Raw genomic sequence first — 24,298 nt, forward strand, 5'->3', positions numbered from 1 at the left:
CTCGGCGCGACGCTCACCCAGTCGAACGGTCTACCTACAACCGGAACCCGGGAAAGAATATACAACGCATCGCTCGCAATTTGTGCCAACACCGGTCCTCGACAGCCGCACGAACCCATGTTCCCCGATGGCTTCACGACCGAGCGGTCCTACCTCCGCGTCCACCCGAGCGACGAGCCGCTCCAGCCCGACCGGATCGCCCAGTCGCTGACCCGGCTGCACCGCACGGACGCCGCCACCGAGCCACCCACCCACGAGTGGCTGTTCGCCGCCACCGGCGAGCCCGGCCCGGACGGCGACCGCCGGATCGAGTGGTACGTCGGCACCGACGGCCAGCTCGGCCCGGTCCGCCGCACCCTCCGCCAAGTCCTCCCTGACTCGGTCGACCTCGTCGAAACCGACTGTACGTATCGGGAGCTGCTCGATCTGCCGGCCGACCCCGACGTGGCGACGGCGCCCAGCGCTGCCGATCCTGGCGACACAGTGGCCGACGGGGCCGGCACCGACGCCGTCGACGCGACGGCCGGGGCTTCCGACACCGAGACTGCCGACACCCCCCACTGGGACGTCGCCGCCGTCGAGTGGGAGGGCGTCGGCGACCGCCCGGCCGACTGGCAGTGCCCGCTCCCGTCGCTCGCCGAGTTCGCCGTCGATGACGACCCGAACGCTAACACCGACACGGCGGGCAACTGGCCGCTCGCGGACCTGCTGGACGGGCTCGCGACCAGCGATGCCCCGACACTCGTCCAGTTCCTGCTCACGCCGCGAGCCGACTGGACCGCCAGGAAGGCGGACCGCATCCTCGACCTCGAACTCCACAGCGATCTCCGTCGCAACGCCGTCCTCCAGTCGCTCCTCGGCTCGCCGGAGCGACCCGCGGAACCAGACCCACCGGACGCGACCGACGACCCCGACAGCCCTGATGAGTCGGTCAACCCCGCGAACCGCCAGCGCATCGAGGGCCTCCGCACCGTCGACGCCCGGCAGTCGTTCACCCTCAACGCTCGCGCGATCACGGTCGACACCGACGCCGACCGGGCGACCCGCACCAGCGAGGCCGTCGCCGCTGGCCTCCAGGCGATCCGGGGGGATCACTACCGGGTCACCCCGACCGTGGCCGACTACGGCACGGACGCCGCCCACGACCGCCTCGCCGACCTCTGCACCCGCACAACCACCCAGTCGCCGACGCGCTGGCGCCACCAGCTCCCCGGAACAACCAACGCCAGCCCGGCCATCGTCGCCGATCCGGGCGCCGTCGCGGCCTGCTGTCTCGTGAACGGGCCGGCGCTCGGCCCCGCAGCCAGCCGGGCCGTCGAGCCGACGCCGGCCGACCGAACGGGGATCGAGCTCCCGCCTCGAACGGTGCTCGATCGCTATCTTGACCAGGCGGGGATGACCGTCGGCCACCCGAAAACCGGCGACCGGGAGCGCCTCGACGCGACGCTGTCGCTGCCGCCGTCGATCCAGCCGCTCCACACCACGCTGTTCGGCGCCACCGGCAGCGGGAAAACCGCGGTCGGGCAGACGATGCAGCTCACCAACCACGCCGCGACCGACGGCGCCACCGTCTACCTCGACGCCAAGGGCGACAACGCGCCCGCCGAGTACGCCCGCATGCAGTTCGCCCGCCACGGCGATCTGGACAACCTCCACTACTTCGACTGCACCGAATACCTCCCCGCCCTCCCGTTCCTCACGATCGAGCCGCTCCTCGAGGCCGGCCTGGATCGCGAGTGGGCGGTCAACACCGTCGCCGAACACTACGTCGACCTGCTCGCCGCCGCCATGGGCCCCGAGCAGTTCTACAGCGCGGAGGCGGCCGTCGAGGTGCTCGAACAGCTCGTCCGCGCGCTGTTCGACCCCGTCCACGGCGCCGCCAGCATCAGCCAGCAGGAGCTGCTCGCGGCCGCCGCGCAGTTCCACGAGACGGGCAACCCGCCGCCGGTCTCCGACGGCGCGCTCCACCAGAAGCTCGCCAACACCGCCGCGAACGCGCCAACGACGTTCGACAGCATCATGAGCGCCGTCACCCGCCGCATCGGGCTCGCGACCAACGACGCCCGGCTCGCCCCGCTGTTCGAGGCCCAGCCCGACGCCGCGACGTTTGACCTCCGCGCGGCGCTCGACGAGGACTGCGTCATCGTGTTCGACCTCCAGGGGTACGGCGACCGCTCGCGCACCCTGCTGGCGGTCGCCATCCTCTCCCAGCTCTGGCGCGCGCTCCAGCGGCGCCACGCGCTCGCCCCCGACCGGGACCACCCGCTCGTCAACTGCTACATCGAGGAGGCCGCGGAGCTGGCGACGACGGGCGTGCTCGACACGCTCCTCGCCCAGGGGCGGTCGTTCAACCTGGCGCTGACGCTCGCGATGCAGTTCCCCGAACAGCTCCGGGAGTCCCACCCGCGTGTCTATGCCGAACTGCTCAACGACGTCGGCACCATCATCACGGGCCCCGTCGGCGTCGATCGCCGGCTGGCCGAACGGCTGGCCTCCAGCGACGCCGACGCCGAGGCGGTTGCCGACCGCCTGCGCGACCTCCAGCGTGGCGAGTGGCTCGTCCGCCCCGCCGCCCCCTTCGCCACCCGCCAGCCGCGGCCCTTTGCCGTCGCGTCACCATCGCTGCCTGAGGGCCACCCGGAGAGCGACCGGTCGCTCACCGGCGCTCGCGACCAGGCGTTCGACGACGCGTTCGCGGCGGCGAAGACGCGGACGCGAGAGCAGCGTGGCGTCGCGGTCGGCCGCACGGCCAGTGGGAGCACGGACCCCGCGGCCCTCGACGGCCCGGTCACGGGCTCGGTGGCGGGGTTGACGGCCGCCACCGCGACCATCCCCCACTCCGAGCGGTTCCCGGACGGCCTCACGTACCTCGATGAACCGCCGTACCCGCTCGTCTGCGAGACGTGTGAAACCCGCTATGCGGCGACGCCCGAGGGGATGCGCCGCGCGATCGCGTGTCACGGCTCGCTCGACGCCGTCGACCGGGCGAACATCCCCATCTGCTCGCTCGATCTCCAGCTCACCAGCGGGGAGCGCGCCGCGAGTCCGTACAGCGACGCCCAGCTCCGCCTGCTCGCCGCCGTGTACATGGCCCACCAGCAGCGCTTCGACCCGACGCTGGAGTACGACCTCGTCTGGGACTCCATGACCCAGCTGGAGGCGTACGTCGGCATCGACACCGACGGCGCCCAGGAGTTACTCGACGACGGCCTCCTCCGCATCGACTGTCGCCGCCCCCACAAGCTGTACACGGTGACGCCCGACGGCCGGGACGCCATCGGCGTCGGCCACCGGGAGGGGATCGCCTACGGCGACGGCACGGGCGATCTCTCGGAGTCGAGTCTCCACGTCGCGATGGTTGCGGTAGGGGCACGGCTACTGGACCAGGAGTTCGTCGCCCCCGCCGACCAGCCCGGGACGCGCGTCGAGCGCTACTACGGCGTCGACGATGGCCGGTTGGACGCGGCGGTGCTCGACGCCGATGGTGACGTCGTGGCGGCGCTCGAGGCCGAGCGCATCAACAACGACCGCGGGGAGGCGATCCCCAGCGATTTCGACAAGATGGCGGCCTGCGACCCCGAGGCGGCGTGGTGGCTGGTGAAGACGCGGGGCGATGGCCACCAGGTGTTGCGGGCGCTGCATGACCCGCCCGATGGGGACAGCCGGGTGCCCCGGTCGTACAGCGAGAACATGGCGCCGCGTGAGTACCGCCTCGACACGCCGGGGTTGACGGACGTGCTCACCCTCGAGTACGCCCGGGACACGCTGCTCGACGGTGACGGGCCGCTGGCGTGACGGCCGCAGCCACTACAGAGGGGGTACCGTCCGCAAGAACACACGTAACGGGCCGCTGAGGGCGTCGACGATGCGGAGGGACAGGTCGGGCGGCGACAGTGGGGGAGGAGCAGGGCGGGCGTCAATGATGGGGACGTCGGTCTGCGCTCCGACTATGGAGCGGCAGGGGATGGCGTCGACGGTGGGGAACGAGCAGGGCGGGCGTTGATGATGGAGACGTGGAGATCGGGCATCTACGATGGGGAACCGGCTGGGCGTCGACGATGGGGAGCCGGTCAGGCGTCGATGGTGAGGGAGCTGGTCAAGCATCGGTGATAGAGTGGAGCAGGTTGGGCATCGACGTTGGTGTAGTGCAAACCGGGCGTCGACGATGCGAGAAGCCGGTCGGACATCGACGATGAGTGTGGAGCCGGCCGGTGTGCCGCTGCCGAGGATACTGAAGCGGCCGTGTCCGCGGGTGGCCGCTGGGGCAGTGCGGGACCGATGGGTCGCCGTGATGCCCGCGCAGCACGGATCTGGAGAAACGCAGGCAAGCGTGGGTGTGTAGTCCCGTCCGTGTGGCTCTTCGGGTGGTGTCCACAGATCGTGGTGGCGTCGGCGGCGTCGACGCCCGGGCTGGCGCGCTCGGTGTTGCGAGGCAGTGCGTGGGACCGGACGGACGGCATCGCGCCGGCGTCCTCGTCCGGTCACAGCCATCTGTGAAGTGCCCGTGGGGCGTCGACGCCACCCGGGTGTTCGGGGGCGTCGGGTGGCGCTCGAGCCGTCGACGCCGTCGTCACCCTGGTTGGTCGCGCTGGTGCCGCCCGGCTCGCTGTCGGGGGGTGCTCTCTCGCTCTATCGATGGTGGGTACGCGCCACGTCTGTGACTGCCTACACGTTCCGTCTCTCGGGCCGTTTCCGGACGGTACCAGCTCTGTAGTTGTTGGCGATGTCGACAACATTGACCCACGCCGGCTGTCGTGCGACAGGCTATTTCGGTGTGTTTCGTCCCGCCAGGCAGTCGAGGAGCGTCAAGTTCTGTGAGTAAGACGCTCACCACGCGGCAGGGAGCCGACAACCCGAGCGGCGATGCACCGACGCGCCAGGCTGCGACGCACTCAGACGAGCCGACATAGTGGTTACGCCCCCACCACCCCGACGTCGACGCGCTCCCCCACAGCGGATGGGCAACGGCACAAACGCGTCGCTGCGGTCACCTGTGGCGGGTTCCGCTCTGTTCCTCGACGATCCGTTCCTGTTCGTCCCCGATCTTGATGAAGTGACAGAGCGGGTTCCCGGGGTAGACGACCGGGTTCTCGAGGACGCCGGCGAGCAGGCCGGTGAACGGCGCCTCGACGACCGTCTCGTCGGTTTTGAACGGGTTCGTGATCCGGCAGATGGTCTCGCCCTCGTGGACGAGGTCGCCGCGCTCGAACTGCATCTCGACGATACCGCCGGCGTCGGCCCGGAGCCACGTCTTCTCCCCCGAGCTCTCGATCACGGTTCGCCAGCCGGGCCAGCGGACGGTCTCCTGTGGGTAGATGCCGTACTCGGCGAACACGCTCCGGACGCCCTCGAGCGCGTGATCGATCAGCTCCCGTTCGAAGCGGTGGGCCTCGCCCATCTCGAGGGTGATGGTCGGGATCCCGTCCGCTGTCGCCTCCGTGCGGAGCATCCCCTCCGAGCCCTCGCCGGACATGATGAGGCTCGTCCCGAACGCGCGGGCGAGCCTGGCGGCGCCGTCGTCGTCCATGTCGGCGCGGACGTGGAACATGTTGGACCGGCCGCGCGTCGACGTGTGGAAGTCGAGCCCGAAGTCAGCCGGCTTGACGAAGTTGCTGTAGATCCGGTAGGCGATCCGGTTCGAACTCGTGCTGTCCTGCTTCCCCGGGAACGCCCGGTTGAGGTCGCGTTCGTAGATCGGGAGGTAGCGCTGCTGCGTGGTGAACCCCTGGACGTTGAGCACGGGGAGACAGATTATCGTCCCGGCGACCTCGTCGTGGTCCCACTCCTGGGCGACCTCACGCACGACCTCGATCCCGTTGAGCTCGTCGCCGTGGCTCGCCGCCGAGAGGAACGCGGTGGGCCCGGGGTCGGGGCCGTTGATGATCGTCACGGGGATCCTGACGGGATCACCGAGGTACGACTCACTTACCGGGAACCGGAACCGCTTGGTCTCACCCGGGAGGACCCGCCCGCCGTCGTACGTGAACGCGTCGGCGCCGTCGGTGCTCATACCCGATACGCGCGTTCACGTCAGTTAAAACGAAAGTACGGCTGTCCCCATCTTGTCCGTTCCTGGGAGGTTCTCAATCGCGTTTTTCAACGGTGTCAGGGATCCAGCCTCTGGATGGCGGCCACCCCGAGATGCGGGCTGAGCGTCGCCAAACCCTTCGTGGCGGACCGTGCGTACCTCCTCGTTGACTGTCGCTACTGGGAACTGGTCGGGTGATCGCCAACTGCCAGCACCGACGCTCAGTTTACACAGCGACTCTATACTTAACCCGTCGCCAGTTCACCCTCTCGGTATGTCGGACGAACTACCGACCGAGGAGTACGAGGTTGTCGTGGTCGGCGGCGGGCCGGCCGGCCAGACGGCAGCGCTGTACAGCACGCGTCTCGGCCACCGGACGGCGCTCGTCGACCGTGGCGGCGGGCGGGGCGCGATGCAGGAGGTCCACAACCTCATCGGCGTCCGTGAGGAGACGAGCGGCAACGAGTTCCTCGGGGTGGGCAAGGAGCAACTCGAGGAGTACGGCTGTGCCCTGCACCGGGACGTGATCGCCTCCTGCTCCCGGACCGACGACGAGCGCTTCGAACTCTGTGGCAACGACGCGACTTACCGGACCGAACACGTCGTCCTCGCGACGGGGTTCAACGACGTTCGTCCCGAGCCACCGCTGCCGCGGACCGGTCGCGGCCTCCACTACTGCCTTCACTGTGACGCCCACATGTTCGTCGACGAGTCGGTGTACGTGATGGGCTACTCCGAGAGCGCCGCCCACGTCGCGGCGATCATGCTGAACTTCACCGACGAGGTGGACCTGCTCACCCGTGGCGACGACCCCGCATGGAGCGACGAGACGGCGACGATGCTCGACGACCACCCGATCGACGTGATCCACGCGGATGTGACAGGGGTCCAGAACGGCGAGGACGGCTGGCTGAAGGCGATGGAGTTCGAGGACGGGACCGTCCGCGAGTACAGAGGCGGGTTCGCGATGTACGGCGCGGAGTACAACAACGGCCTCGCGCGGGAGCTCGGCTGCGAGATCAACGACGACGGCACCGTCGCCGTCGACGATCACGGGGGCACCGCCGTCGACGGGGTGTACGCGGTTGGCGATCTCACGCCGGGGCACAACCAGGTGCCGATCGCGCTCGCCGACGGGGCGAAAGCCGGGATCTCGATCCACTTCGAGCTCCGGGACTTCCCGCGGGACCCAGAGGCGATCGACGAGGCTGGGCCGGTCCGGTCCGAGGAAGTGCCGGGCATCCCGGACGAACTGCTCGAACAGGCCGTCGACTTCCACACGTACGACGACTGAGCGAGTCGAGTGTGGACGTTATCGCTTGCGGATCAGGGATGGATTGGTGCTGACAACTACCCTCGTCCGCGCGGTTCGGGCAGTCAAGGGGTATCGAGTATCTCGACGTCGACTACCTCTATGACGACCATGGCGAAACCGTCGCGTCTGCAACGCGGCGATCGTACTCCACAGAACCCGTACATCGGTGTGGTAGAGGCAGAAGGTGGGGAGCGGAAAGCCGCTGCGACGGTGAATCGGTCTGACCCCTCGGCAGCGACTTTCCAAAGGTGGTTTTCGGGGCGGGCCTCTGCGTCAGCGGGAACCCGCTGACACCTAGTAGCGAGGCCTCCGGATAGTTGACAGTTACGGTGGGTGTGACGGCGATTTGACCCTTGGGTGATTTCCCAGAGAGTACCGTGGACAGCTGCGTAGTGGAAGGTCTCAAAGAGAATCAGCAACTCGTCGTAAAACGGGGACGTTACTCGTCTCGCAGAACGGCACCCACGGCATCGACGCCGACCTTCCAGACCTGGCGAATAACCAACTTCATGTCGAACGTGAACGACTGCTGTTTCACGTACTGGAGGTCGTACCGGAGTTTCTTCGCCGGTTCGGCACCGGTCACATCGTTCACTTGCGCTAATCCAGTCAGTCCGGGTTTTACGAACCACCGCTTCTGCCAGTCCACCACACCGGCCTCGATATCCGAATCGAGTTCGGGGCGCTCCGGCCGAGGCCCAACGGCACTCATATCGCCTTTCAGGACGGCCCAGAGCTGCGGGATCTCGTCGAGGTGGGTCTGCCGGAGTAGCCGCCCAACACGTGTCACCCGGGGGTCGACACCACCTTCGTCTTCGTCGCTGATCGTCGCTCCTGTCCCGTCCTCCGCGTTCTCGATCATCGAGCGGAACTTGTACACGTCGAACGTCTCGCCGAACACGGCCGTCCGCTCCTGTTTATACAGCACCGACCCGCCATCGTCCAGCTTGATGGCCAGTGCGATCGCAGCGATCGCCGGACTCAGCGCGAGCAGGCCGACCGTCGAGAACGCCAGGTCGAAGCCACGTTTCAGCACGTAGTCCTGTACGTCCCACGGCTCGATGTCGACGTCGACGAGCGTTCCGACATCGTCCCCCGAGGTCAGTACTTGGTCAGCATGGTCCCGGTGTACCTTCGCGTCAACCCCCTGCTCGTAGCAGGCGTCGAGCGCGCCGAAGAACTCCGCGCGGTCGGTGTGTTCGAACGCGAGCACTACCGTGTCCACGTCGTACTCGACGAGCACGTCCTCGATGCGCGAGAGGCCACCCAGTCGCGTGAGCCCGCCGACGCCGCCGTCAGCGACGACCGGCTGCGGAGCCGAGCGGCTGGGTCGGTCGAACGCGATCGTCGGGCAGAGATACCCTAAGAGCGGCACGTCCACATCGGCGGCGAGGCGCTCGATCTCTGCGGGGTCGTCGCCGACGATGATCCCCCGCTCGGGATCAGTCGTCGGTCGGCGCCGGATCCACACGAACCACGCCGGGAGCGTGATCAGGAGGACGGGTGCAATCACTAGCAGCGTCGCTCGGGGCAGCCGGTACGTGTAGTCGAAGTAGCCGATAGCCGACAGCGCGAGCAGGGCGACGACGACCCGTTTCTGAGCGAGGACGACGGCGTCGAGGATACGCCGTGGGCGCGGCTTGTACAGCGGGACAAATGCCCCGGTGACGACCACGACCGTCGTCGCGACCTCGAGGAACCCCTCAGCTGCTGTTGGCGGGTCGATCGAGAGCGAACCGACGACTGGCAGCGACGCGAAAATCGTCTGGGCGGTGGGGCTGTTCGCGACGCCGACCGCCAACGCGGTCAGCACCGCCACCCCGAGCACGCTCGTCGCTCGATAGCGCCAGCCGCCGTTCATCACGTTTCCTTGCGACGCTGGGAAGGTTAAACACTCCGACTCAGTTAATCGCTAACTACCCGTCCCGGATTCGGCGCTAGGGCGGACGGGACGACCGTTCTCGACCGCCTCCTCGGACACGGTCACTGATCCATCGGCGATCTCGTACGTTCCGGGATAGGGAACCCGCACCGAGTAGTTCCCGGACGCATCCGCTGTCACCGTCCGACTGTACGTCACTTCCTCCCCACCGACCTCAACGGTCGTCGTCGCCGTCACCGTCGCGTTCGGGTCGGCCGAGCCGGTCACCGTCGCCCCCGGAACCAGCGTGAACACCTTCATCGACCCGTCGTCGCTGGCCCACACCGCCCGATAATGACCGGTTTCGTTCCCCCACGCATGCAGTCGGTTATACATCAGTTCGTCATCCGTACTCGACAGTCCGTTGTGGCGGTCGACGACGACGAATCCAGTTCGGCCGTTTAGCCGCTGGTACCACGTCGACGCGTTCGCGGAAGTGAGGAAATCACCGTAGTTCGACTGGGCATACCCGTAGCTGCGGGATTCGCCGTTTACGATCGCGTTGTACATCCGGCTGTCGCCCCATTCGCTGAACACGTAGTTCTGCGGGTACTCCCAGCTTTCCTCGGTAGCGTGGTCGTCCATGAACGTCGCCGCCTCGTAGCTCTCGTCGCTCACCATCAGGCTCGTCGTCCGGGCGGGACTGATCACCGCGCCGAGGCCGCCGACCAGCAGGACGATCATTCCGACCGCGAGGACTGTATCACGGTTCGGCATTGAGAACGCCGGGAGCCTGGGCGCCCGCTCGCTCCAGGTGTCCAGTCCGTCTTCGGCGACCATCGCCGGCCGCACGGTCGCACCAGTGACAGCGCTCAGGTGGACGACAGCGACGCCGGCGAACACCGATGAGAACAGCGCCAACTGACCTGCGAACCGGACCTGAAGCAGTGCGAGCAGCAAGAACACAGTGCTGTAACTCCCGGCGAGCTGCCAGACTGGACGATTCTGGGACCAGCCGGCGGCCAGACTCCACGCCATGTATGGGAGCGCGAAGAAGAGCGTCAGTCCGAAGAAGAAGAACGGGCCGACGATGGTCCCGTACTGCGTCCCGAACAGCGAGGCCGTCTCCGCAATCCCTTCGACGGAGCCGCCTCCGACCAGCCGATCAAGTTCCTGCGTGAACTCCGCACCGAACTCCGGAACCACGGTGTACGCGACGACGAAAACGACGGCACCAGCCGCGGCGACCAGCCCCATCGTCATCCGGGCTGAGAGACCGTATCGACGCGCTCCTTCCCCGACCAAGAGGACTGCGCCCAGCCCGGCAGCGAGCAGGAGTGGCGTCGCGACGATGTAGAGCTCCTGCCAGTCGAGCGTCGTGTGGACGACGACCGCAAGTACCCCCCCAAGACCGATAGCACCGACCAGCGGTAGGTCCGCGAGCGGTGACGTGCCGGTGTCGACGGCGGCCGTCGCCCGCACCACGCCGTACAGCGCTATCGGGAGGAGGAGAAGCGGGCCGGCGTTCCACGCGAGTACCTGCCCGGCGACGCCAACGGCAACAACGCCACCTAGCGCGAGCGTCCACAGGGTCACGACCTTGCGATCGTCCTCTTCCCCCATCGATGTACGCTGGAGGAGCGCCACGGCGGCGACGGCGGTGATCGCGAGCCAGACGTAGTCGAACGCGTGGTGGTCGGCGAACCCGATCGCCGTCCGGTAGGCGTGGACCGGCGTCACGGCGAGCATGACGACGCTCGCGACGCCGACACGGCGGTCGTCGGTCACCTGCACGGCGAGGACGTAGACGAGCGCGGCGGTCACCAGCCCGGCGACGACCGGGTACCACGCGAGCACGAGGTCGGCGGTCTCGACGGTCCCGCCCAGCAACTTCGTCACGGCAAGTAGTGCTGCGAGCATGAGTGGCTCGCCGAGCAGCACCGAATCAGGAAGCGAGGTAACACCCGCCCCCTGTTCGAGGGACTCGAGCAGCAGGTAGCGGTAGGCGTACGGGTCGTTCCCCAGGAATACGATGTGCTCGCTGCGGAACACCGACGGGTAGGCGACCAGCCGGACGGCGACGACGAAGGCGAGTGCGGCGACGATCGCGCCCCCGACACGCCGGGGCGGCAGATCGAGATCGAACTCCAGCGACGGCGACGAGTCCTCGGCCGTCGCCTCGAGTTCCTCGCCGTCGAGGGCTGCCTGTACCGCTTCTCGATCTGCGACGCGGTACTCGCCGTCGACCTTCTCGACGATCCCGCGGGAGACGAGTTCGCCGAACGTCCCCGAGTCGATCGGGATATCGTCGAACGTCCAGGTCTCCTTGCTAGCGTCGACCTCGAGGACGGCCCGGAGGTCGTCGTCGACGGCAGGGCGGTCCGAACGGAGGGTCGCTGTCGCCTCCCGCACGTCGCTCATTGGGGGAAGGAATTCAGCGGCGGCGTATAAACCTCCCTTTCACGTGCTCGGTGGGTCGAAACGATCCCGTAGTCGGGAGATTTTTCCAGGGCGGGCGAGGGGTTCGGCCCATGCGGCAGTTCCGTTTCCCGTTACTCCCCCGGATCGTCCGCGCCGCGGGTGTCGTCGCCGTCGTCGCGGTGATCTTCTACTTCTCGCTGCTGGACACCGTCGCCGCTCCGCCCACGCCAAGCCCGTGGTGGGACAAACAGCTCCACCTCGCGGCGTACGCGGCGCTCGCGGCGACGGCGGTGTACGCGACGGCGAAGTGGCGACGCGGCGACCTCGCGCGTGGCGTGGCGGTACTGGTCGCCGTCTTGCTCTACGGGGTCGGCATCGAACTGGCTCAGGGCCAACTCGCGGGGCGGTACTTCAGCTTCGGCGACCTGTTCGCGAACGTGCTCGGGACGGCGCTGGGCGGCCTCTGGCTCGCGGTGGAGCGGTACCTCACCTACCGACGGATTCCGAAGCCGGCGTAACTCGAATCGGCTCAGTCCCGGAACTCCTCGGCGAGGTAGACGCCGAGGACGCCACCCACGGTGGAGAGCGCGATCGTGTAGACGGCGACGAACAGCACCCCGATCAGCAGGATCACGAACCCGCCGGCGAACGGCTCACCGAACCCAAGGAAGGCGAAGAGGAAGCCGCCGAACAGCAGGACGGCGGCGGCCATCGGGAGCGAGGCGAACAAGCCAGCGAGCGCGCCGACCTGGGCGCCGTCGCGGCGTTCGAGGAAGCCCGCGGTCGCGCCGCCCAACACCGGCGAGACGCCGGCGAAGGAGAAGACGACCGTGACGGCCGCGCCGAGGAGGGCGTTGATGTACGTGTTCTCGGTGTCCATACCGGTCGTTGGGCCGAGGGGAAGCAAAAGCTGTCGGCCACTGTCGAGACGCCCCTGCTGGACTGGCCGCCCCGTTTATGTGGTCTCCCTGTGAAGTATCACGTGATGGTTCACAAGAAGATCACTCTGATCGGATCGAGCAGCGAGAGCTTCGACGCCGCGGCCGACGACGCGATCGACCGCGCGGAGGACACGCTGAACAACGTGAAGTGGGTCGAAGTGAAGGAGTTCGGCGTCGAGCTCGCGAGCGTCGACGACCGGGAGTACCAGGCGGAAGTCGAAGTCGCGTTCGAACTGCAGGACTAACTCCAAGCCGGGAGCGCGGTCCGCTCCCGACGGCTTCTTGCCCGCTGGCCGACTCCTCTCGAACACTGAATGGTTCGCCTCCTCCACTACTCCGATATTGAGAACCTCTTCGACGACGCCGAGCGGGCGGGGCGCTTTGCGGGCCGACTGCGGGAACGCGACGGCGAGGACGCGCTCGTCGTCGGCACCGGCGACAACACGGCGCCGGGCGTCGTCTCGCTCGCGGCCAGCGGGCGGCAGATCCTCGACTTCGCCGACGCCGTCGACACCGTCGCCGACACGTTCGGCAACCACGACTTCGACTACGGTCCCGACGCCACGCGGGAGATCGTCGCCGACAGCGACCTCACGTGGGTGAACGCGAACACGCGCGACGAGGACGGCGACCCCTTCGGCGCCGACGCGGGCGTCGTCCCGTGGACGATCGCCGAAGCCGACGGCGAGCGCGTCGGTTTGTTCGGCCTCACGGACCCGACGACCGACTCGATCAACCCCCAGGCCGCGCCGCTCACCTTCACCGACCCCTACGAGGCGGCCGCGGACGCGGTCGACGAGCTCCGTGCCGAGGGCGTCGACTACGTCGTTGCGCTCTCGCACCTCGGCGGCGGCGACGACGAGCTCGCTCGTCGGGTCGACGTGGACGCCATCCTCGGCGGGCACGTCCACAGCGTCCGGACCGAGTACGTCGACGGCACGCTCTGCACGCGGCCGGGCGTGAACGGCCACGAGTTCGTCGAGGTCGAACTCGGCGCGGACGACGCGGCCGCGGCCCGGGGCGACGGCGGCGTCGCCGCGAGCGCCCGCGTGATCGACCCCAGCGAGGGGCCGGTCCACGAGACGCTGACCGACGCGCTCGAGCGCCGGCGGGAGTCGGCCGGCCTGACCGAGACGGTCGCGACCGTCGACGAGCCGCTCCATCGGACCGACGAGACCACGTTCGGCGGCGAATCCCGGATCGGCAACTTCGTCGCCGACGCCTACCGCGCTGCCGCGGACGCCGACGTTGGCCTCCAGAACGGCGGCGGAATCCGCGAGGGCCCCCCGCTGTCGGGCGAGGTGACGCTCGCGGATCTCGTGAGCGTGCTCCCCTTCGAGGAGCCCGTAGTCGTCGTCGAACTCAGCGGGCGGGAACTCCTGGAGGTGTTCAGCGAGGCCGACGGCGCGGAACTCGACTTCGGCGAGCCCCACTGGTGGCACGCCCACCTCAGCGGCGCCAGCCTGCGCTGGGACCACGAGGCGGGCGAACTGCTCGACGCGCGCGTCGACGGCGACCCGATCGACCCCGATCGGCGCTACACGGTCGCGACCGCGGAGTACCTGCTCCACTCCGACCACGAGTTCCCGACGATCGAGCAGCGCCACCGCGCCGGCGAGGTCGGTATCCAGCACGACGTGCTGGCGGAACACGCCCGACGCGGCGGGCTCGACGTCGACGTGGAGGGGCGAATGGTCTTCGAGCGCTGAGCCGCCGGAAGGGGTACGCATTTGTCGGCCCGCCGCAGACGTGTCAGTATGACGCTGGTCGTCGTCCCGGTTCGCTACCCGCTCTCGAAACACTCCGCGGCGACCCTCCGGGAGGCCGTCCGCATCGCGGAGGAGCGCGACGCCGACCTGTCGGTGCTGCACGTCGACCTGTTCCAGAACAACCACAACGTGAGCCGGGTCGACCTCAAGCGCGCCGTCGAGGCCGAGGTTGGCCGGATCGACCGCGCGCGGTACGTCGTCCGTCAGGGGTTCCTGGTCGAGGAGACGATCATGGAGGAGGTCGCCGACGAGGCCGCCGACGTGGTCGTGATCGGCTCGAAGCAGGCCGGCCGCTTCCGGAAGATGCTCAACAAACTGTTCGAGTCGCCCGACGTGGGCCGGTATCTGGAGGAACAGCTCGACTGTACGGTGATCACGGTCTCCGCGGACGGGCAGACCCAGAGTTGAAGTAGGAGACCGGGACCACTCCGCCCCGGATGTGGCCCGCGCCCGCGCCGGTCGTCGACGCGCTCACCCTCGGAGCGACGGCCGTCGGCAGCACCGTGGGCAGCGTCGCGGGCGTCCCGCTCGGCCCGCGGACCGACCCTGCACTCCTCCTCCCGGTCGTCGTCGCCACCGTCGCGGGTTGTCTGCTCGGCACCTGCTCGGGGCTAGTGCCCGGGCTGCACGCCAACAACTTCGCGCTGCTGCTCGCGGGCGTGGCGCCGCACGTGCCCGTCGACCCGCTCGCCCTCGGTGCCGCGATGCTGGCCGCGGGCGTGGTCCATACGTTCCTCGACATCGTCCCCTCGCTCGCGCTGGGCGTACCCGACGGCGCGATGGCGGCGGCCGCGCTCCCGGGCCACCGACTCGTCCTCCGCGGGCGGGGCCGCGAGGCGCTCAGGCTCTCCGCGCTGGGTTCGGGCGCCGCGGTCGCCGTCGCCACCCTGCTCGCCTTTCCCGTGACGTGGGCGATGCTCCGTCTCGCGCCGCTGCTCACACGGTGGTTCCCCGTCGTCGCCGCCGCGGTGCTCGCGCTCATGCTCGCGACCGAACCCTCCCACACGGCCCGGCTCGCCGGCCTACTCGCGTTCGGGCTCTCGACGGCGCTCGGCGCGATGGTTCTGGGACTCTCGCTCTCGGGCCCCGTCGCGGGTGGCGTGCTCGCCCCGCTGTTCGGCGGGCTGTTCGGCGCGCCCGTCCTGCTCGACGCGCTCCACGGCGGTGGGGTGCCCGAACAGGACGACGCGCAACTCGCGATGCCGCCCCTGGACCTCGGAATCTCCGCAGCCGCGGGCGGGCTCTCGGGGGCGGCTGTCGGCTACCTCCCGGGTGTCTCGGCGGGCGTCGCGGCGACCGTCTCGCTGCCCGCGGTGCCCGCGCGGAGCGACCTCCGGGGGTTCGTCGTCGCCACCAGCGGCGCGAACAGCTCGACCGCGGTGTTCTCGCTGTTCGCACTCGTCGCCCTCGGCGCGCCGCGGTCGGGCGTGCTCGTGGCCGTCGACGACGCCGGGGTGCCGCTCTCGCTGTCGGTGCTCCTGCCGGTCGTCGTCGTCGCGGCCGCGACGGGGTTCGTGCTCGTCGGCTTGCTGGGCGACGCGGCGTTCCGGGTCGTCTCGCAACTCGATCAGCGACGACTGGCGCTCGTCGTTCTCGGACTGCTGGTCGTGCTCGCGGCGCTTTTCGCGGGAGTGGCGGGGATCGCGGTGTTCGCGCTCGCGACGCTCGTCGGGCTCATTGCGGTCCGGATCGGCGCGCGCCGGGTGTACCTCATGGGGGTGTTACTGGGCCCGTTGGCGCTCGGCCTCTAGAGGGACGCGGAGGTCAGACCAGAATGTACGCGACCGCATAGGCCATACCGGCCAGCGTCACCGCGGCCAGCCCGGTCAGCGCGGCGCTGATCGCGTCTGGACGCTCGACGGCGACGTTCGGGAACTGAACCCGGGGGACGGCGCCGATCATCCCCACCGAGAGCACCGAGAACACGAAGTGGTAGGAGAAGTCGAGCGTCGGCGCCGGGATCGCCAGCGCGGCCAGCGCGTAGCCGACGCCGACGACGGCGCGGAAGTCGATCGCCTCGCGGACCGGGCGCTCCAGCAGCCACATCGCCACCAGCAGGCCGGCCCAGATCGCGGCGAGTTCGACGCCGAAGGCGCCCAGCAGGTGCAGCGTCGCGTCGTCGGCGAGCGCGACGCGCTCGGTCACCAGCGGCGCGTTCAGCGGGTAGAGGAAGGCGGGCGGCTCGCCGGTCGCGAGGTCGCCGAAGGGGTGAGAGAACAGGCCGACGAGGGCGGCCGCGAACGCCGCCCGCGGGCCGAACTCGGTGTACTGGCCCACGCCCTCCGCGACGGCGACGGCGGCGACGACGAACACGGCCATCACGGCGCCGCCCAGGGCGCCGCTGACCAGCGCCGCGACGGTTCCGAGGCCCGCGCCGAGGAGGACGGCGACGCCGAGCCACGCGGGCGCCTCGCGGCGGCGGCCGTGGAGCCACGCGCCGGCCATCGCGGCCGCGACGGGCGCGACCAGCAGCGAGTGGGTGATCGTGCGGTGGACGGCGGTGCTGGCGGCCCAGAACGAGCTCACGGTGCCCATCACGCCACCTTCGGCGCCGACGAGCCCCACGAGCGCGTACACCATGTCCACGTCGGGGACGGTGGCGAACGCGGCGGCGACGATGCCGAGCCGGAGGGCGACGCGGCGGTCGGCCAGCAGCGCCGCTGTCCCGCCGACGAGTGCGAACGCCAGCAGCGCGTGACCGACGAACATTGACGGAATTTCGGGGCTCGTGGTGATAAGCCTCTCGCCCAGCCCGATACGCCCTGCTACACCGTGGCACTACTCGATTCGTCCGTGCCGTCGTCGTCGGCGTCCTCTACCTCGTCGGCGGTCTCCGTTCCCTCGGCGTCATCGGTCTCGTCGATTTCCTCTGTCCCGTCGGCGTCGTCGACTGCCTCGGCGTCGGCGTCCTCGAGCTTCGTCCACTTCTTCTCGATCTCGGCGTTGCCCCGGACCACCGTGTCGTCGTTCTCGTCGAGGAAGCGCGTCTTCCGGAGTTCGATCGAGGTGACGGTGCCCGACACGTCGCCGACTTTCACCTCGTCGCCGGGCATGAAGTCCGGATCCCGGATGAGGTAGACGCCGGCGACGGCGTCGGCGATCATGTTCGACAGCGAGTAGGAGATTCCCAGCGCGAGGAAGCCGGCGGCGGTCCCCATCGACGCGGCGATCTGGTCCAGCCCGACGATCGAGAGGAAGGAGAGCGCGATCGCGAACCAGAGGAAGGCGGCGACGACGGTGCTCACGAAGCGTCGGTACACGTCCGACTCACTGGGCAGCGCGCGGTCGAGCGCCTCCCGGACGACGATCATCACGAGCTTCGCCAGCACCGCCGCGATCAGCAGGAAGACGACCCCCGAGAGCACCCGCGGGATGGCGCCCGCGATCCCCTCGACGAACCGGTTGATCCCCTCCTCGATCAGCCCGAACTGGAGCGCCAGCATGGGCTAGCTCTCTCGGGTCGCGCGTAAAAAGGTGGGAGCCGATCGGTTGTCGTGCCGCTCGGACACGACCACGGCGTCGCGCGCTGAGGCCGGCGGACGGCGGCGCCGGCAGGTCACGAGCCGTGGTCGGTCAGGCGGCGCGGTGGACTTCGTACTCCCCGTCGTCGTCGACGCCGATGATCGCCCACTCGCCCTCCGGCGCCTGTTCGTTCAGTCGTTCGTCGAGTTCGTCGACGCAGTCGGTCCACGTCACGAGGCATTCGAGGCCATACTCCCCGTCGAGGGTTCCCGGCTTCGTGGCGTCCTCCGCGCAGAGTGTCCGTACCCGGACGGATCGCCACTTCCGCTCCGCGACGAACTCCGGTCCGTCGCCGGAGACGGCGTAGCCGAGGCGTTCGAAGACGCTCCGTGCTTCCTCGTTCGGTGGAACCGTACGCACCATGCACGCGGCAGTTCGTCGGGAACTGTGTTAAGCGTGTGGGTGGTTACCACAGGCTGGTCCTGACGGCCGAAAGTGCGCGGGGTGGTCCCTCAGTATCTATCTTTCCGACTCACCAATTTACCGTGTTGTCGAACTCGGTCACTGGGTACACTTTACTAACAAATCGAAGAACGGCCTGAAGGCATTGCTCAGCAGAGACATTCGTGCCGTACTTGGCTTCCGTTGATCAAGTTTTGGTGGACTTTCGAGGCAAGTTCGTGCATCGCCTTCGCCTGCGCCTCGGTGGCCATTCCAAGTCTGTAGTACGTCTTTGTGCGATTCTGGTTCCACAGCTCAGCGAGCCGCGTACCGAACTGTTCGTCGTAGAGGCCGACCTCGGCGCCTCGCTGGTACAGTCGGCGGTGACTACTAATCACTTCAGAGGGCTCCATCGCGCCGTCGTGGATCAGTCGGAACTGGATTGACCGCTCTACTGCGACAAACGACGACTCGATGACGACAGTGTAGTAGCCGTCGTTGAGCAAGCGAGACGCAGCCGCCAACAGCCGACACGCTCGCCGGAGTTGGACCAATTCAGCTTCTTCGACATCCAGCCCCGTTTCGATGTTCTTCGGTGACCGCTCGAAGCTGCGTTCGGCTGCATCCAACGCTTCCACAACGTCACTGTTCTCCATTAGTCAACACCTCCGCACGAACCTCGGATAGTTCGTCCGATCCCACAATAGTGATACTGTCTTCGAACTGTTCGCGGAGTCGGTTACCGATCCGTTTCGCGCTATCCGTTGATTCGACCAGTGTCTCGAATTCGAATCGGTTGCCGTCGAATTTCGTCGCTTCCAGATCGCTCACGATCCCTTGGACGGTGCGTCGTGCCTGCGTCCGGTCGGCATCAACGAAGACCAGTAAATCGATGTCACTCGTCCGGTCAGCCTCACCACGGGCAACGCTCCCGAAGAGAACGATCCCGACTAACTCAGCGATTTCTTCTTCGGTTCGTTCGACGAATGCACGAACCGGCTTCTGGAACTCCGGCTGCGGGATCGAAAGCACCGGATCTGGTTTCGTCAGTCGGTCCCGGTTGATACTCACGTACTGTTTTCGTCCGTCCCTCCGAGTCTGAATCGGACCGAGTTCCTTCAGGAGCGAAACGGCTTTCGAAACAGATGCTTGGTTCGCATCGATCATCTCTGCGAGTTGGTTCACGGTGAACTCGTTGTAGGGTTCCTCAACGAGGAGGGCGAGAACGTCCTGCATCGCCTGATATCTGAAGACACGCTCCTCCGGAAATGGGTACTCCAGAGCAACTGTAGTTCTCTCTTTCCTATTAGGCATACTATTCCTATTAGGAATATATCGTGATAAACCCAGGGGTCTGTTGAAACCCCAATCGGAGATCGTGACCGAAGGGCAGGTCATCCGGTAGCCACAATCCCTGCAACGCTATCTCACCGTCCTCGAAAAAGTAAAACGAAACCGTCAGTCGTCGGTCACCGCCGAGGCCGTCGACCCGGTCGCGGGCGCGTCGTTGACGGCCGCGGGCGGGCTGTCGCGCACGTCCTCGCGACCCTCCTCCTCGATCACGCGGCTGTACGCGTCGGGCATCACCTTCGTGAACGCCGAGCACGTTGCCGGCCAGTCCGCGAGCAGGTCGCTCGCGCGCTCGCTGTCGGTCCGGGCGACGTGGTTCTCGAGCAGCCGGCGGAGCACCCGCTCGTCCTTCTCAGCCAACTCCGAGAGCGTCACCATCCCCGTGTTGGCGCGGGCCGCGAGCTCGCCGTCGGGGTCGTGGACGTACGCGACGCCGCCGGACATTCCCGCAGCGAAGTTCGTCCCCGTCTCGCCCAGCACGGCGACGATGCCGCCGGTCATGTACTCACAGCCGTGGTCGCCGACGCCCTCGACGACCGCGGTCGCGCCGGAGTTGCGCACCGCGAACCGCTCGCCGGCGCGGCCGTTGACGTACAGCTCGCCGTCGGTCGCGCCGTAGAGCGCGACGTTGCCGACGACGACGTTCTCGGCCGGGTCGAACGCCGCGCGGTCGGGCGGGCGGACCGTGAGCCGGCCGCCGGCGAGCCCCTTGCCGACGTAGTCGTTGGCCGCGCCCGTCAGGTCGAGCGAGACGCCCTGCTTGCAGAACGCGCCGAAGGACTGGCCCGCAGTCCCGGTCAGGCCCAACTGGATCGTCCCGTCTAGGAGGCCGTCGAGGCCGACGCGATCGGCGATCTCGCCGGAGAGCAGCGTCCCCACTGCGCGGTCGGCGTTGCTCACCTCGCGGTCGAGGCGGACCGACTCCCCGTGCTCGATCGCCGGCTCGACCGCGTCGAGCAGATCGCGGTCGAAGTGGTCGTCGACGCCCGGGTGATCCTGCTCGCGGACTTTGTGCCGCGGCTCGGGGCCGGGATCGGCGAGGATCGGCGAGAGGTCGAGCTGGTCGGCCCGCGGGTGGCCGGTCTCGCGCTGGCTCAGCAGCGCCGGGCGGCCGATCAGGTCGTCGAGTTCGGTGACGCCCAGTTCGGCCATGATCTCGCGGAGCTCGCGGGCGACGAACGTCATGTAGTTCACCACGTGGTCGGGCTCGCCGGGGAAGCGGTCGCGCAGGTCGGGGTCCTGCGTGGCGACACCTACCGGGCAGGTGTTCTCGTGACACTGGCGCGCCATCACGCAGCCTGAGCTGACCAGCGACCCCGTGCCGAACACGTACTCCTCGGCGCCCAGCGCGGCGGCGACGGCCACGTCGCGGCCGGTTTTGAAGCCGCCGTCGACGCTCAGCCGGACGCGGTCGCGCATGCCGGTCATCCGGAGGAACTGGTTGGCCTCGGCCAGCCCCAGCTCCCAGGGGAGCCCCGCGTTCTTGATCGAGGTCTTCGGCGACGCGCCCGTGCCGCCGGAGTGGCCCGAGACGTGCAGCACGTCGGCGTTCGCTTTGGCGACGCCGGCGGCGATAGTGCCGATCCCGTCCTCCGAGACCAGCTTCACGTTCACGTCGGCGTCGGGGTTGGCCGACTTCAGGTCGAAGATCAGCTGTTTCAGGTCCTCGATCGAGTAGATGTCGTGCAGCGGCGGCGGCGAGATGAGGCCGACGCCGGGCGTCGCGTAGCGCACGTGGGCGATCATCTCGTTCACCTTCTCGCCGGGGAGGTGGCCGCCCTCACCGGGCTTCGACCCCTGGGCCATCTTGATCTGGATCTCCTCGGCGTCGGCGAGTAGTCGGTGGTGACGCCGAAGCGCCCCGAGGCGACCTGCTTGACCTCGCAGCCGCGCTCGGTGTCGAAGCGCTCGGGCGGCTCGCCGCCCTCGCCGGTGTTGGCCTTCCCCCCGGTCCGGCTCATCGCGACGGCGTTGTTCTCGTGGGCCTCGGGCGAGAGGCTGCCCAGGCTCATCGCGGCAGTCGAGAACCGCTCGACGATGGACTCGATCGGTTCCACGTCGTCGACGGCGACGGGCTCGCGGTCGCTCTCGAACGCGAGCAGGCCCCGGAGCGTTTCGGGGCTGCCGCCGTCGCCCTCGACGAGGTCGACGAACTCCTCGTAGATCTCGTAGTCGTTCCCCCGCACGGCCTGCTGGATCGTCCCCGTCGTCTTCCGGTTCCAGCCGTGGCTGATCCCGTCGGTGCGGCTCTCGTACTCGCCCTGGCGTTCGAGCTCCGGCTCGTCGCCGTCGCTGTCGGCGGCGCCCTGTCGGCCGTCACCGAACCCCACGCCGTGGCACCCGCGCAATTCGGCCTCGAGCTGGTCGAGCGTGATCCCGCCCGTCCGGATGCGGGTGCCCTCGAAGTACTCTGCGACGAGCTCGTCGTCGAGCCCGACGGCCTCGAACACCTGCGCGCCCTGGTAGCTCTCGACCGTCGAGATCCCCATCTTGGCCATGGTCTTCAGCAGGCCGTCCTCGAGCGCGTCGACGTAGGCCGCGATCGCCGCCTCGCGGTCGGCGCCGTCGGGGCCGGCGACGCGGTCCTCGATGGTCTCGTAGGCGAGGTAGGGGTTCACCGCGCCCGCGCCGTAGCCCACCAGCGTCGCGAGGTGGTGGACCTCGCGCGGGTCGCCGGACTCGACGACGAGGCCGGCGTGGTTCCGGAGCCCGTTCCGGACCAGCGAGTGGTGGACCGCGCCCGTCGCGAGCAGGCTCGGGATCGCCAGTCGGTCCGGGCCGACCCGACGGTCCGAGAGCACGACGATGTCGGCGCCGTGCTCGATCGCCGCGGCGGCGTCGGCGCGCAGCTTCTCGACGGCGGTTTCGAGGTCGGTGTCGGGGTCGAACGTCGTGTCGACGACGGTCGTCGAGAGCGCGTCGTCGTCGCCGTCGAGCTCCTTGATGCGCTCGGTGGTGGCGTCGGTGAGCACGGGCGAGTCGAGCACGAGCTGGCGCGCGTGGGCGGCTGACTCGTCCAGCAGGTTGCGCTGGTGGCCGAGTCGCGTCTCGAGGGAGGTGACCAGCTCCTCGCGGATGTAGTCGATCGGCGGGTTGGACACCTGCGCGAACAGCTGCTTGAAGTAGCTGAACAGGGGGCGCTCGTGGTCGGCCAGCACCGAGAGCGGCGTGTCGTCGCCCATCGAGCCGACAGGGTCTTTCCCGTCGCGGGCCATCGGTTCGAGCAGGTGCTCCAGCTGGTCGTGCGTGTAGCCGAAGGCGGCCTGCCGGGGGCGGAGCGCGTCGTCGTCGCCGCGCGGCGCGAACGAGTCGCGCTCGGGAACGCGGCGCTGTTCCGCCTCGACCCACTCGGCGTACCGCTCGTCGGCGAGGTCGTCGAACACCTCGTCGTCGGGGACGATCCGGCCCGCTTCGGGGTCGGCGACCAGCAGCTGGCCGGGCGAGAGCCGCTCGCGCTGCTCGATGGTCTCGGGGTCGGTGTCGAGCGCGCCGACCTCCGAGGACATGATCAGGCGGCCCTCCGTCGTCACATCGTAGCGACAGGGCCGGAGGCCGTTGCGGTCCAGCGCGGCGGCGACTTTCTGCCCGTCGGTGGCGACGACCAGCGCGGGGCCGTCCCACGGCTCGATCAGGCTGGCGTGGTAGTCGTAGAACGCGGTGCGCTCGGGCGACATCGCGTCGTCGCCGCGGTACGCCTCGGGGATCAGCATCCGGAGCGCGTGCTCGACGCTGCGGCCGGTGCTCGTGAGCAGTTCGAGCGTGTTGTCGACGCTGGCGGTGTCTGACTGCTCCGGGTCGTCGACGATCGGCTTGAGCGTCTCCAGGTCGTCGCCGAACGCGTCGGCCGCGAGGTCGGTCTCGCGGGCGCGCATCCAGTTGACGTTCCCCCGGATCGTGTTGAACTCGCCGTTGTGGACGATCCCGCGGTACGGGTGGGCGAGATGCCAGGCCCCGAGCGTGTTGGTCGAGAACCGCGCGTGGACGAGTGCGATCTCGGACTCGACGCGCTCGTCGCGCAGGTCCGGGTAGTAGTCGGCGAGCTGGTCGCTGGTGAGCAGCCCCTTGTACACGAGGCGCTCCCGGTCGAGCGAGCAGACGTAGAACCGTTCGGCGCCCGGGGGCTCCGCGTCGGCGACGGCGTGTTCCAGCTCCTTGCGCGCGACGTAGAGCGCGCGGTCGAACGCCGCGTCGTCGATCCCGTCGGGCGCGACGAACACCTGCCACACGTCGGGCTCGGAGTCGACGGCGGTCTCGCCCAGCGGATCGTTGTTCGTGGGCACGTCGCGCCAGGCGACGGTCGACACGTCGTGGGCGGCGAGGGTGGTTTCGAAGCGGTCCTGCAACCCGGCCCGGGCGTCGGCGTCGTCGGGCATGAACACGCTCCCGACCGCGTACGTCTCCGGGAGGTCGGCGTCGACGACGGCTTCGAAGAAGCGATCGGGGCGCTGGAGCATGATGCCCGCGCCGTCGCCGGTGTCGGGGTCGGCGCCGGTCGCGCCGCGGTGTTCCAGGTTACTCAGCAGTTCGAGCGCGTCGGCCACCGTGCGGTGGGACGGCCCGCCGTCGAGGTCGACGACGGCGCCGACGCCGCAGTTCGACCGCGCCTCGGTCGGGTCCGCGAGGCGCGTGGCTCTGTTCGTGGTAACGTTTGACACGGTTGTGTAGTGGGAGAACACCGCATGGTTTATGAGCCTGTCCCTAGTAACACTC

16 protein-coding genes and 1 pseudogene are annotated in these 24,298 nt (G+C 68.6%); 7 read left to right on the plus strand and 10 right to left on the minus strand.

The features are described from left to right. Positions 1–117 precede the first annotated feature (117 nt). Positions 118–3,795: a type IV secretory system conjugative DNA transfer family protein gene (locus tag ACP95_RS01595; protein ID WP_049979527.1), complete on the plus strand. Its 3,678-nt coding sequence runs from the start codon at positions 118–120 to the stop codon at positions 3,793–3,795. Positions 3,796–4,987: 1,192 nt separating this feature from the next. Here the strand turns inward: ACP95_RS01595 and ACP95_RS01600 are convergent. Then, complete coding sequence (locus ACP95_RS01600; RefSeq protein ID WP_049979528.1) at positions 4,988–6,010, minus strand: succinylglutamate desuccinylase/aspartoacylase family protein; 1,023 nt, start codon at positions 6,008–6,010, stop codon at positions 4,988–4,990. A 292-nt stretch (positions 6,011–6,302) separates the two neighbouring features. Between ACP95_RS01600 and ACP95_RS01605 the strand changes: the two genes are divergently transcribed. Further along, positions 6,303–7,322: an NAD(P)/FAD-dependent oxidoreductase gene (locus ACP95_RS01605; protein WP_049979529.1), complete on the plus strand. Its 1,020-nt coding sequence runs from the start codon at positions 6,303–6,305 to the stop codon at positions 7,320–7,322. Positions 7,323–7,782: 460 nt separating this feature from the next. Here ACP95_RS01605 and ACP95_RS01610 read toward each other — a convergent pair whose 3' ends face one another. Together ACP95_RS01610 and ACP95_RS01615 are read right to left on the minus strand one after the other, a co-directional pair. Then, positions 7,783–9,204: a sugar transferase gene (locus tag ACP95_RS01610; RefSeq protein ID WP_049979530.1), complete on the minus strand. Its 1,422-nt coding sequence runs from the start codon at positions 9,202–9,204 to the stop codon at positions 7,783–7,785. A gap of 51 nt (positions 9,205–9,255) precedes the next feature. Continuing rightward, positions 9,256–11,625, minus strand: a complete 2,370-nt coding sequence (locus ACP95_RS01615; RefSeq protein WP_049979531.1) for an STT3 domain-containing protein — start codon at positions 11,623–11,625, stop codon at positions 9,256–9,258. A 110-nt stretch (positions 11,626–11,735) separates the two neighbouring features. Between ACP95_RS01615 and ACP95_RS01620 the strand changes: the two genes are divergently transcribed. Then, on the plus strand, positions 11,736–12,143 hold the full coding sequence (locus ACP95_RS01620) for a VanZ family protein (protein WP_049979532.1): 408 nt from the start codon (positions 11,736–11,738) through the stop codon (positions 12,141–12,143). 11 nt (positions 12,144–12,154) lie between these two features. Here the strand turns inward: ACP95_RS01620 and ACP95_RS01625 are convergent, their stop codons facing one another. Beyond that, entirely contained in the window at positions 12,155–12,505 is a 351-nt protein-coding gene (locus ACP95_RS01625) for a DUF5518 domain-containing protein (RefSeq protein ID WP_049979533.1), read from the minus strand. A 105-nt stretch (positions 12,506–12,610) separates the two neighbouring features. On the opposite strand from ACP95_RS01625, the gene ACP95_RS01630 reads away from it, so the two are divergent. The 4 genes from ACP95_RS01630 to ACP95_RS01645 all read left to right on the plus strand — a co-directional run bounded on the left by ACP95_RS01630 (position 12,611) and on the right by ACP95_RS01645 (position 16,086). After that, a complete protein-coding gene (locus ACP95_RS01630) occupies positions 12,611–12,811 on the plus strand; it encodes a dodecin (RefSeq protein WP_049979534.1) in 201 nt (66 codons plus the stop codon). A 69-nt stretch (positions 12,812–12,880) separates the two neighbouring features. After that, positions 12,881–14,275 (plus strand): bifunctional metallophosphatase/5'-nucleotidase, encoded by a 1,395-nt coding sequence (locus ACP95_RS01635; RefSeq protein WP_049979535.1) that lies wholly within the window; start codon positions 12,881–12,883, stop codon positions 14,273–14,275. A 48-nt stretch (positions 14,276–14,323) separates the two neighbouring features. Further along, positions 14,324–14,743, plus strand: coding sequence for a universal stress protein (locus ACP95_RS01640; RefSeq protein ID WP_049979536.1), 420 nt, complete (start codon positions 14,324–14,326; stop codon positions 14,741–14,743). Between the two features lie 29 nt (positions 14,744–14,772). After that, positions 14,773–16,086: a tripartite tricarboxylate transporter permease gene (locus ACP95_RS01645; RefSeq protein ID WP_082224529.1), complete on the plus strand. Its 1,314-nt coding sequence runs from the start codon at positions 14,773–14,775 to the stop codon at positions 16,084–16,086. 13 nt (positions 16,087–16,099) lie between these two features. On the opposite strand, the gene ACP95_RS01650 is transcribed toward ACP95_RS01645, so the two are convergent. From ACP95_RS01650 to gltB, 6 genes and pseudogenes are all read right to left on the minus strand, one after another. Then, positions 16,100–17,044, minus strand: a complete 945-nt coding sequence (locus ACP95_RS01650) for a metal-dependent hydrolase (RefSeq protein WP_049979537.1) — start codon at positions 17,042–17,044, stop codon at positions 16,100–16,102. A gap of 56 nt (positions 17,045–17,100) precedes the next feature. Next, positions 17,101–17,778, minus strand: a complete 678-nt coding sequence (locus ACP95_RS01655) for a mechanosensitive ion channel domain-containing protein (protein ID WP_082224530.1) — start codon at positions 17,776–17,778, stop codon at positions 17,101–17,103. A gap of 130 nt (positions 17,779–17,908) precedes the next feature. Beyond that, positions 17,909–18,220, minus strand: coding sequence for a DUF7116 family protein (locus ACP95_RS01660; protein WP_049979538.1), 312 nt, complete (start codon positions 18,218–18,220; stop codon positions 17,909–17,911). A 188-nt stretch (positions 18,221–18,408) separates the two neighbouring features. Beyond that, complete coding sequence (locus tag ACP95_RS01665) at positions 18,409–18,894, minus strand: hypothetical protein (protein WP_049979539.1); 486 nt, start codon at positions 18,892–18,894, stop codon at positions 18,409–18,411. Further along, entirely contained in the window at positions 18,881–19,552 is a 672-nt protein-coding gene (locus tag ACP95_RS01670; protein ID WP_237560378.1) for a nucleotidyltransferase domain-containing protein, read from the minus strand. Before ACP95_RS01670 ends, ACP95_RS01665 begins: the two co-directional genes overlap by 14 nt. A 144-nt stretch (positions 19,553–19,696) precedes the next feature. Then, positions 19,697–24,243, minus strand: a pseudogene (gltB, locus tag ACP95_RS01675) (glutamate synthase large subunit). Positions 24,244–24,298: the final 55 nt, after the last annotated feature.

The organism is Halolamina rubra, from assembly GCF_000739555.1.
In the GTDB taxonomy this organism is placed as follows: domain Archaea; phylum Halobacteriota; class Halobacteria; order Halobacteriales; family Haloferacaceae; genus Halolamina; species Halolamina rubra.

Bases quoted from the DNA above. Each gene is read 5' to 3' on its own strand.
- ACP95_RS01595 (WP_049979527.1), top strand. From the start codon at position 118: ATGTTCCCCGATGGCTTCACGACCGAGCGGTCCTACCTCCGCGTCCAC.
- ACP95_RS01600 (WP_049979528.1), bottom strand. From the start codon at position 6,010: ATGAGCACCGACGGCGCCGACGCGTTCACGTACGACGGCGGGCGGGTC.
- ACP95_RS01605 (WP_049979529.1), top strand. From the start codon at position 6,303: ATGTCGGACGAACTACCGACCGAGGAGTACGAGGTTGTCGTGGTCGGC.
- ACP95_RS01610 (WP_049979530.1), bottom strand. From the start codon at position 9,204: ATGAACGGCGGCTGGCGCTATCGAGCGACGAGCGTGCTCGGGGTGGCG.
- ACP95_RS01615 (WP_049979531.1), bottom strand. From the start codon at position 11,625: ATGAGCGACGTGCGGGAGGCGACAGCGACCCTCCGTTCGGACCGCCCT.
- ACP95_RS01620 (WP_049979532.1), top strand. From the start codon at position 11,736: ATGCGGCAGTTCCGTTTCCCGTTACTCCCCCGGATCGTCCGCGCCGCG.
- ACP95_RS01625 (WP_049979533.1), bottom strand. From the start codon at position 12,505: ATGGACACCGAGAACACGTACATCAACGCCCTCCTCGGCGCGGCCGTC.
- ACP95_RS01630 (WP_049979534.1), top strand. From the start codon at position 12,611: ATGGTTCACAAGAAGATCACTCTGATCGGATCGAGCAGCGAGAGCTTC.
- ACP95_RS01635 (WP_049979535.1), top strand. From the start codon at position 12,881: ATGGTTCGCCTCCTCCACTACTCCGATATTGAGAACCTCTTCGACGAC.
- ACP95_RS01640 (WP_049979536.1), top strand. From the start codon at position 14,324: ATGACGCTGGTCGTCGTCCCGGTTCGCTACCCGCTCTCGAAACACTCC.
- ACP95_RS01645 (WP_082224529.1), top strand. From the start codon at position 14,773: ATGTGGCCCGCGCCCGCGCCGGTCGTCGACGCGCTCACCCTCGGAGCG.
- ACP95_RS01650 (WP_049979537.1), bottom strand. From the start codon at position 17,044: ATGTTCGTCGGTCACGCGCTGCTGGCGTTCGCACTCGTCGGCGGGACA.
- ACP95_RS01655 (WP_082224530.1), bottom strand. From the start codon at position 17,778: ATGCTGGCGCTCCAGTTCGGGCTGATCGAGGAGGGGATCAACCGGTTC.
- ACP95_RS01660 (WP_049979538.1), bottom strand. From the start codon at position 18,220: ATGGTGCGTACGGTTCCACCGAACGAGGAAGCACGGAGCGTCTTCGAA.
- ACP95_RS01665 (WP_049979539.1), bottom strand. From the start codon at position 18,894: ATGGAGAACAGTGACGTTGTGGAAGCGTTGGATGCAGCCGAACGCAGC.
- ACP95_RS01670 (WP_237560378.1), bottom strand. From the start codon at position 19,552: ATGCCTAATAGGAAAGAGAGAACTACAGTTGCTCTGGAGTACCCATTT.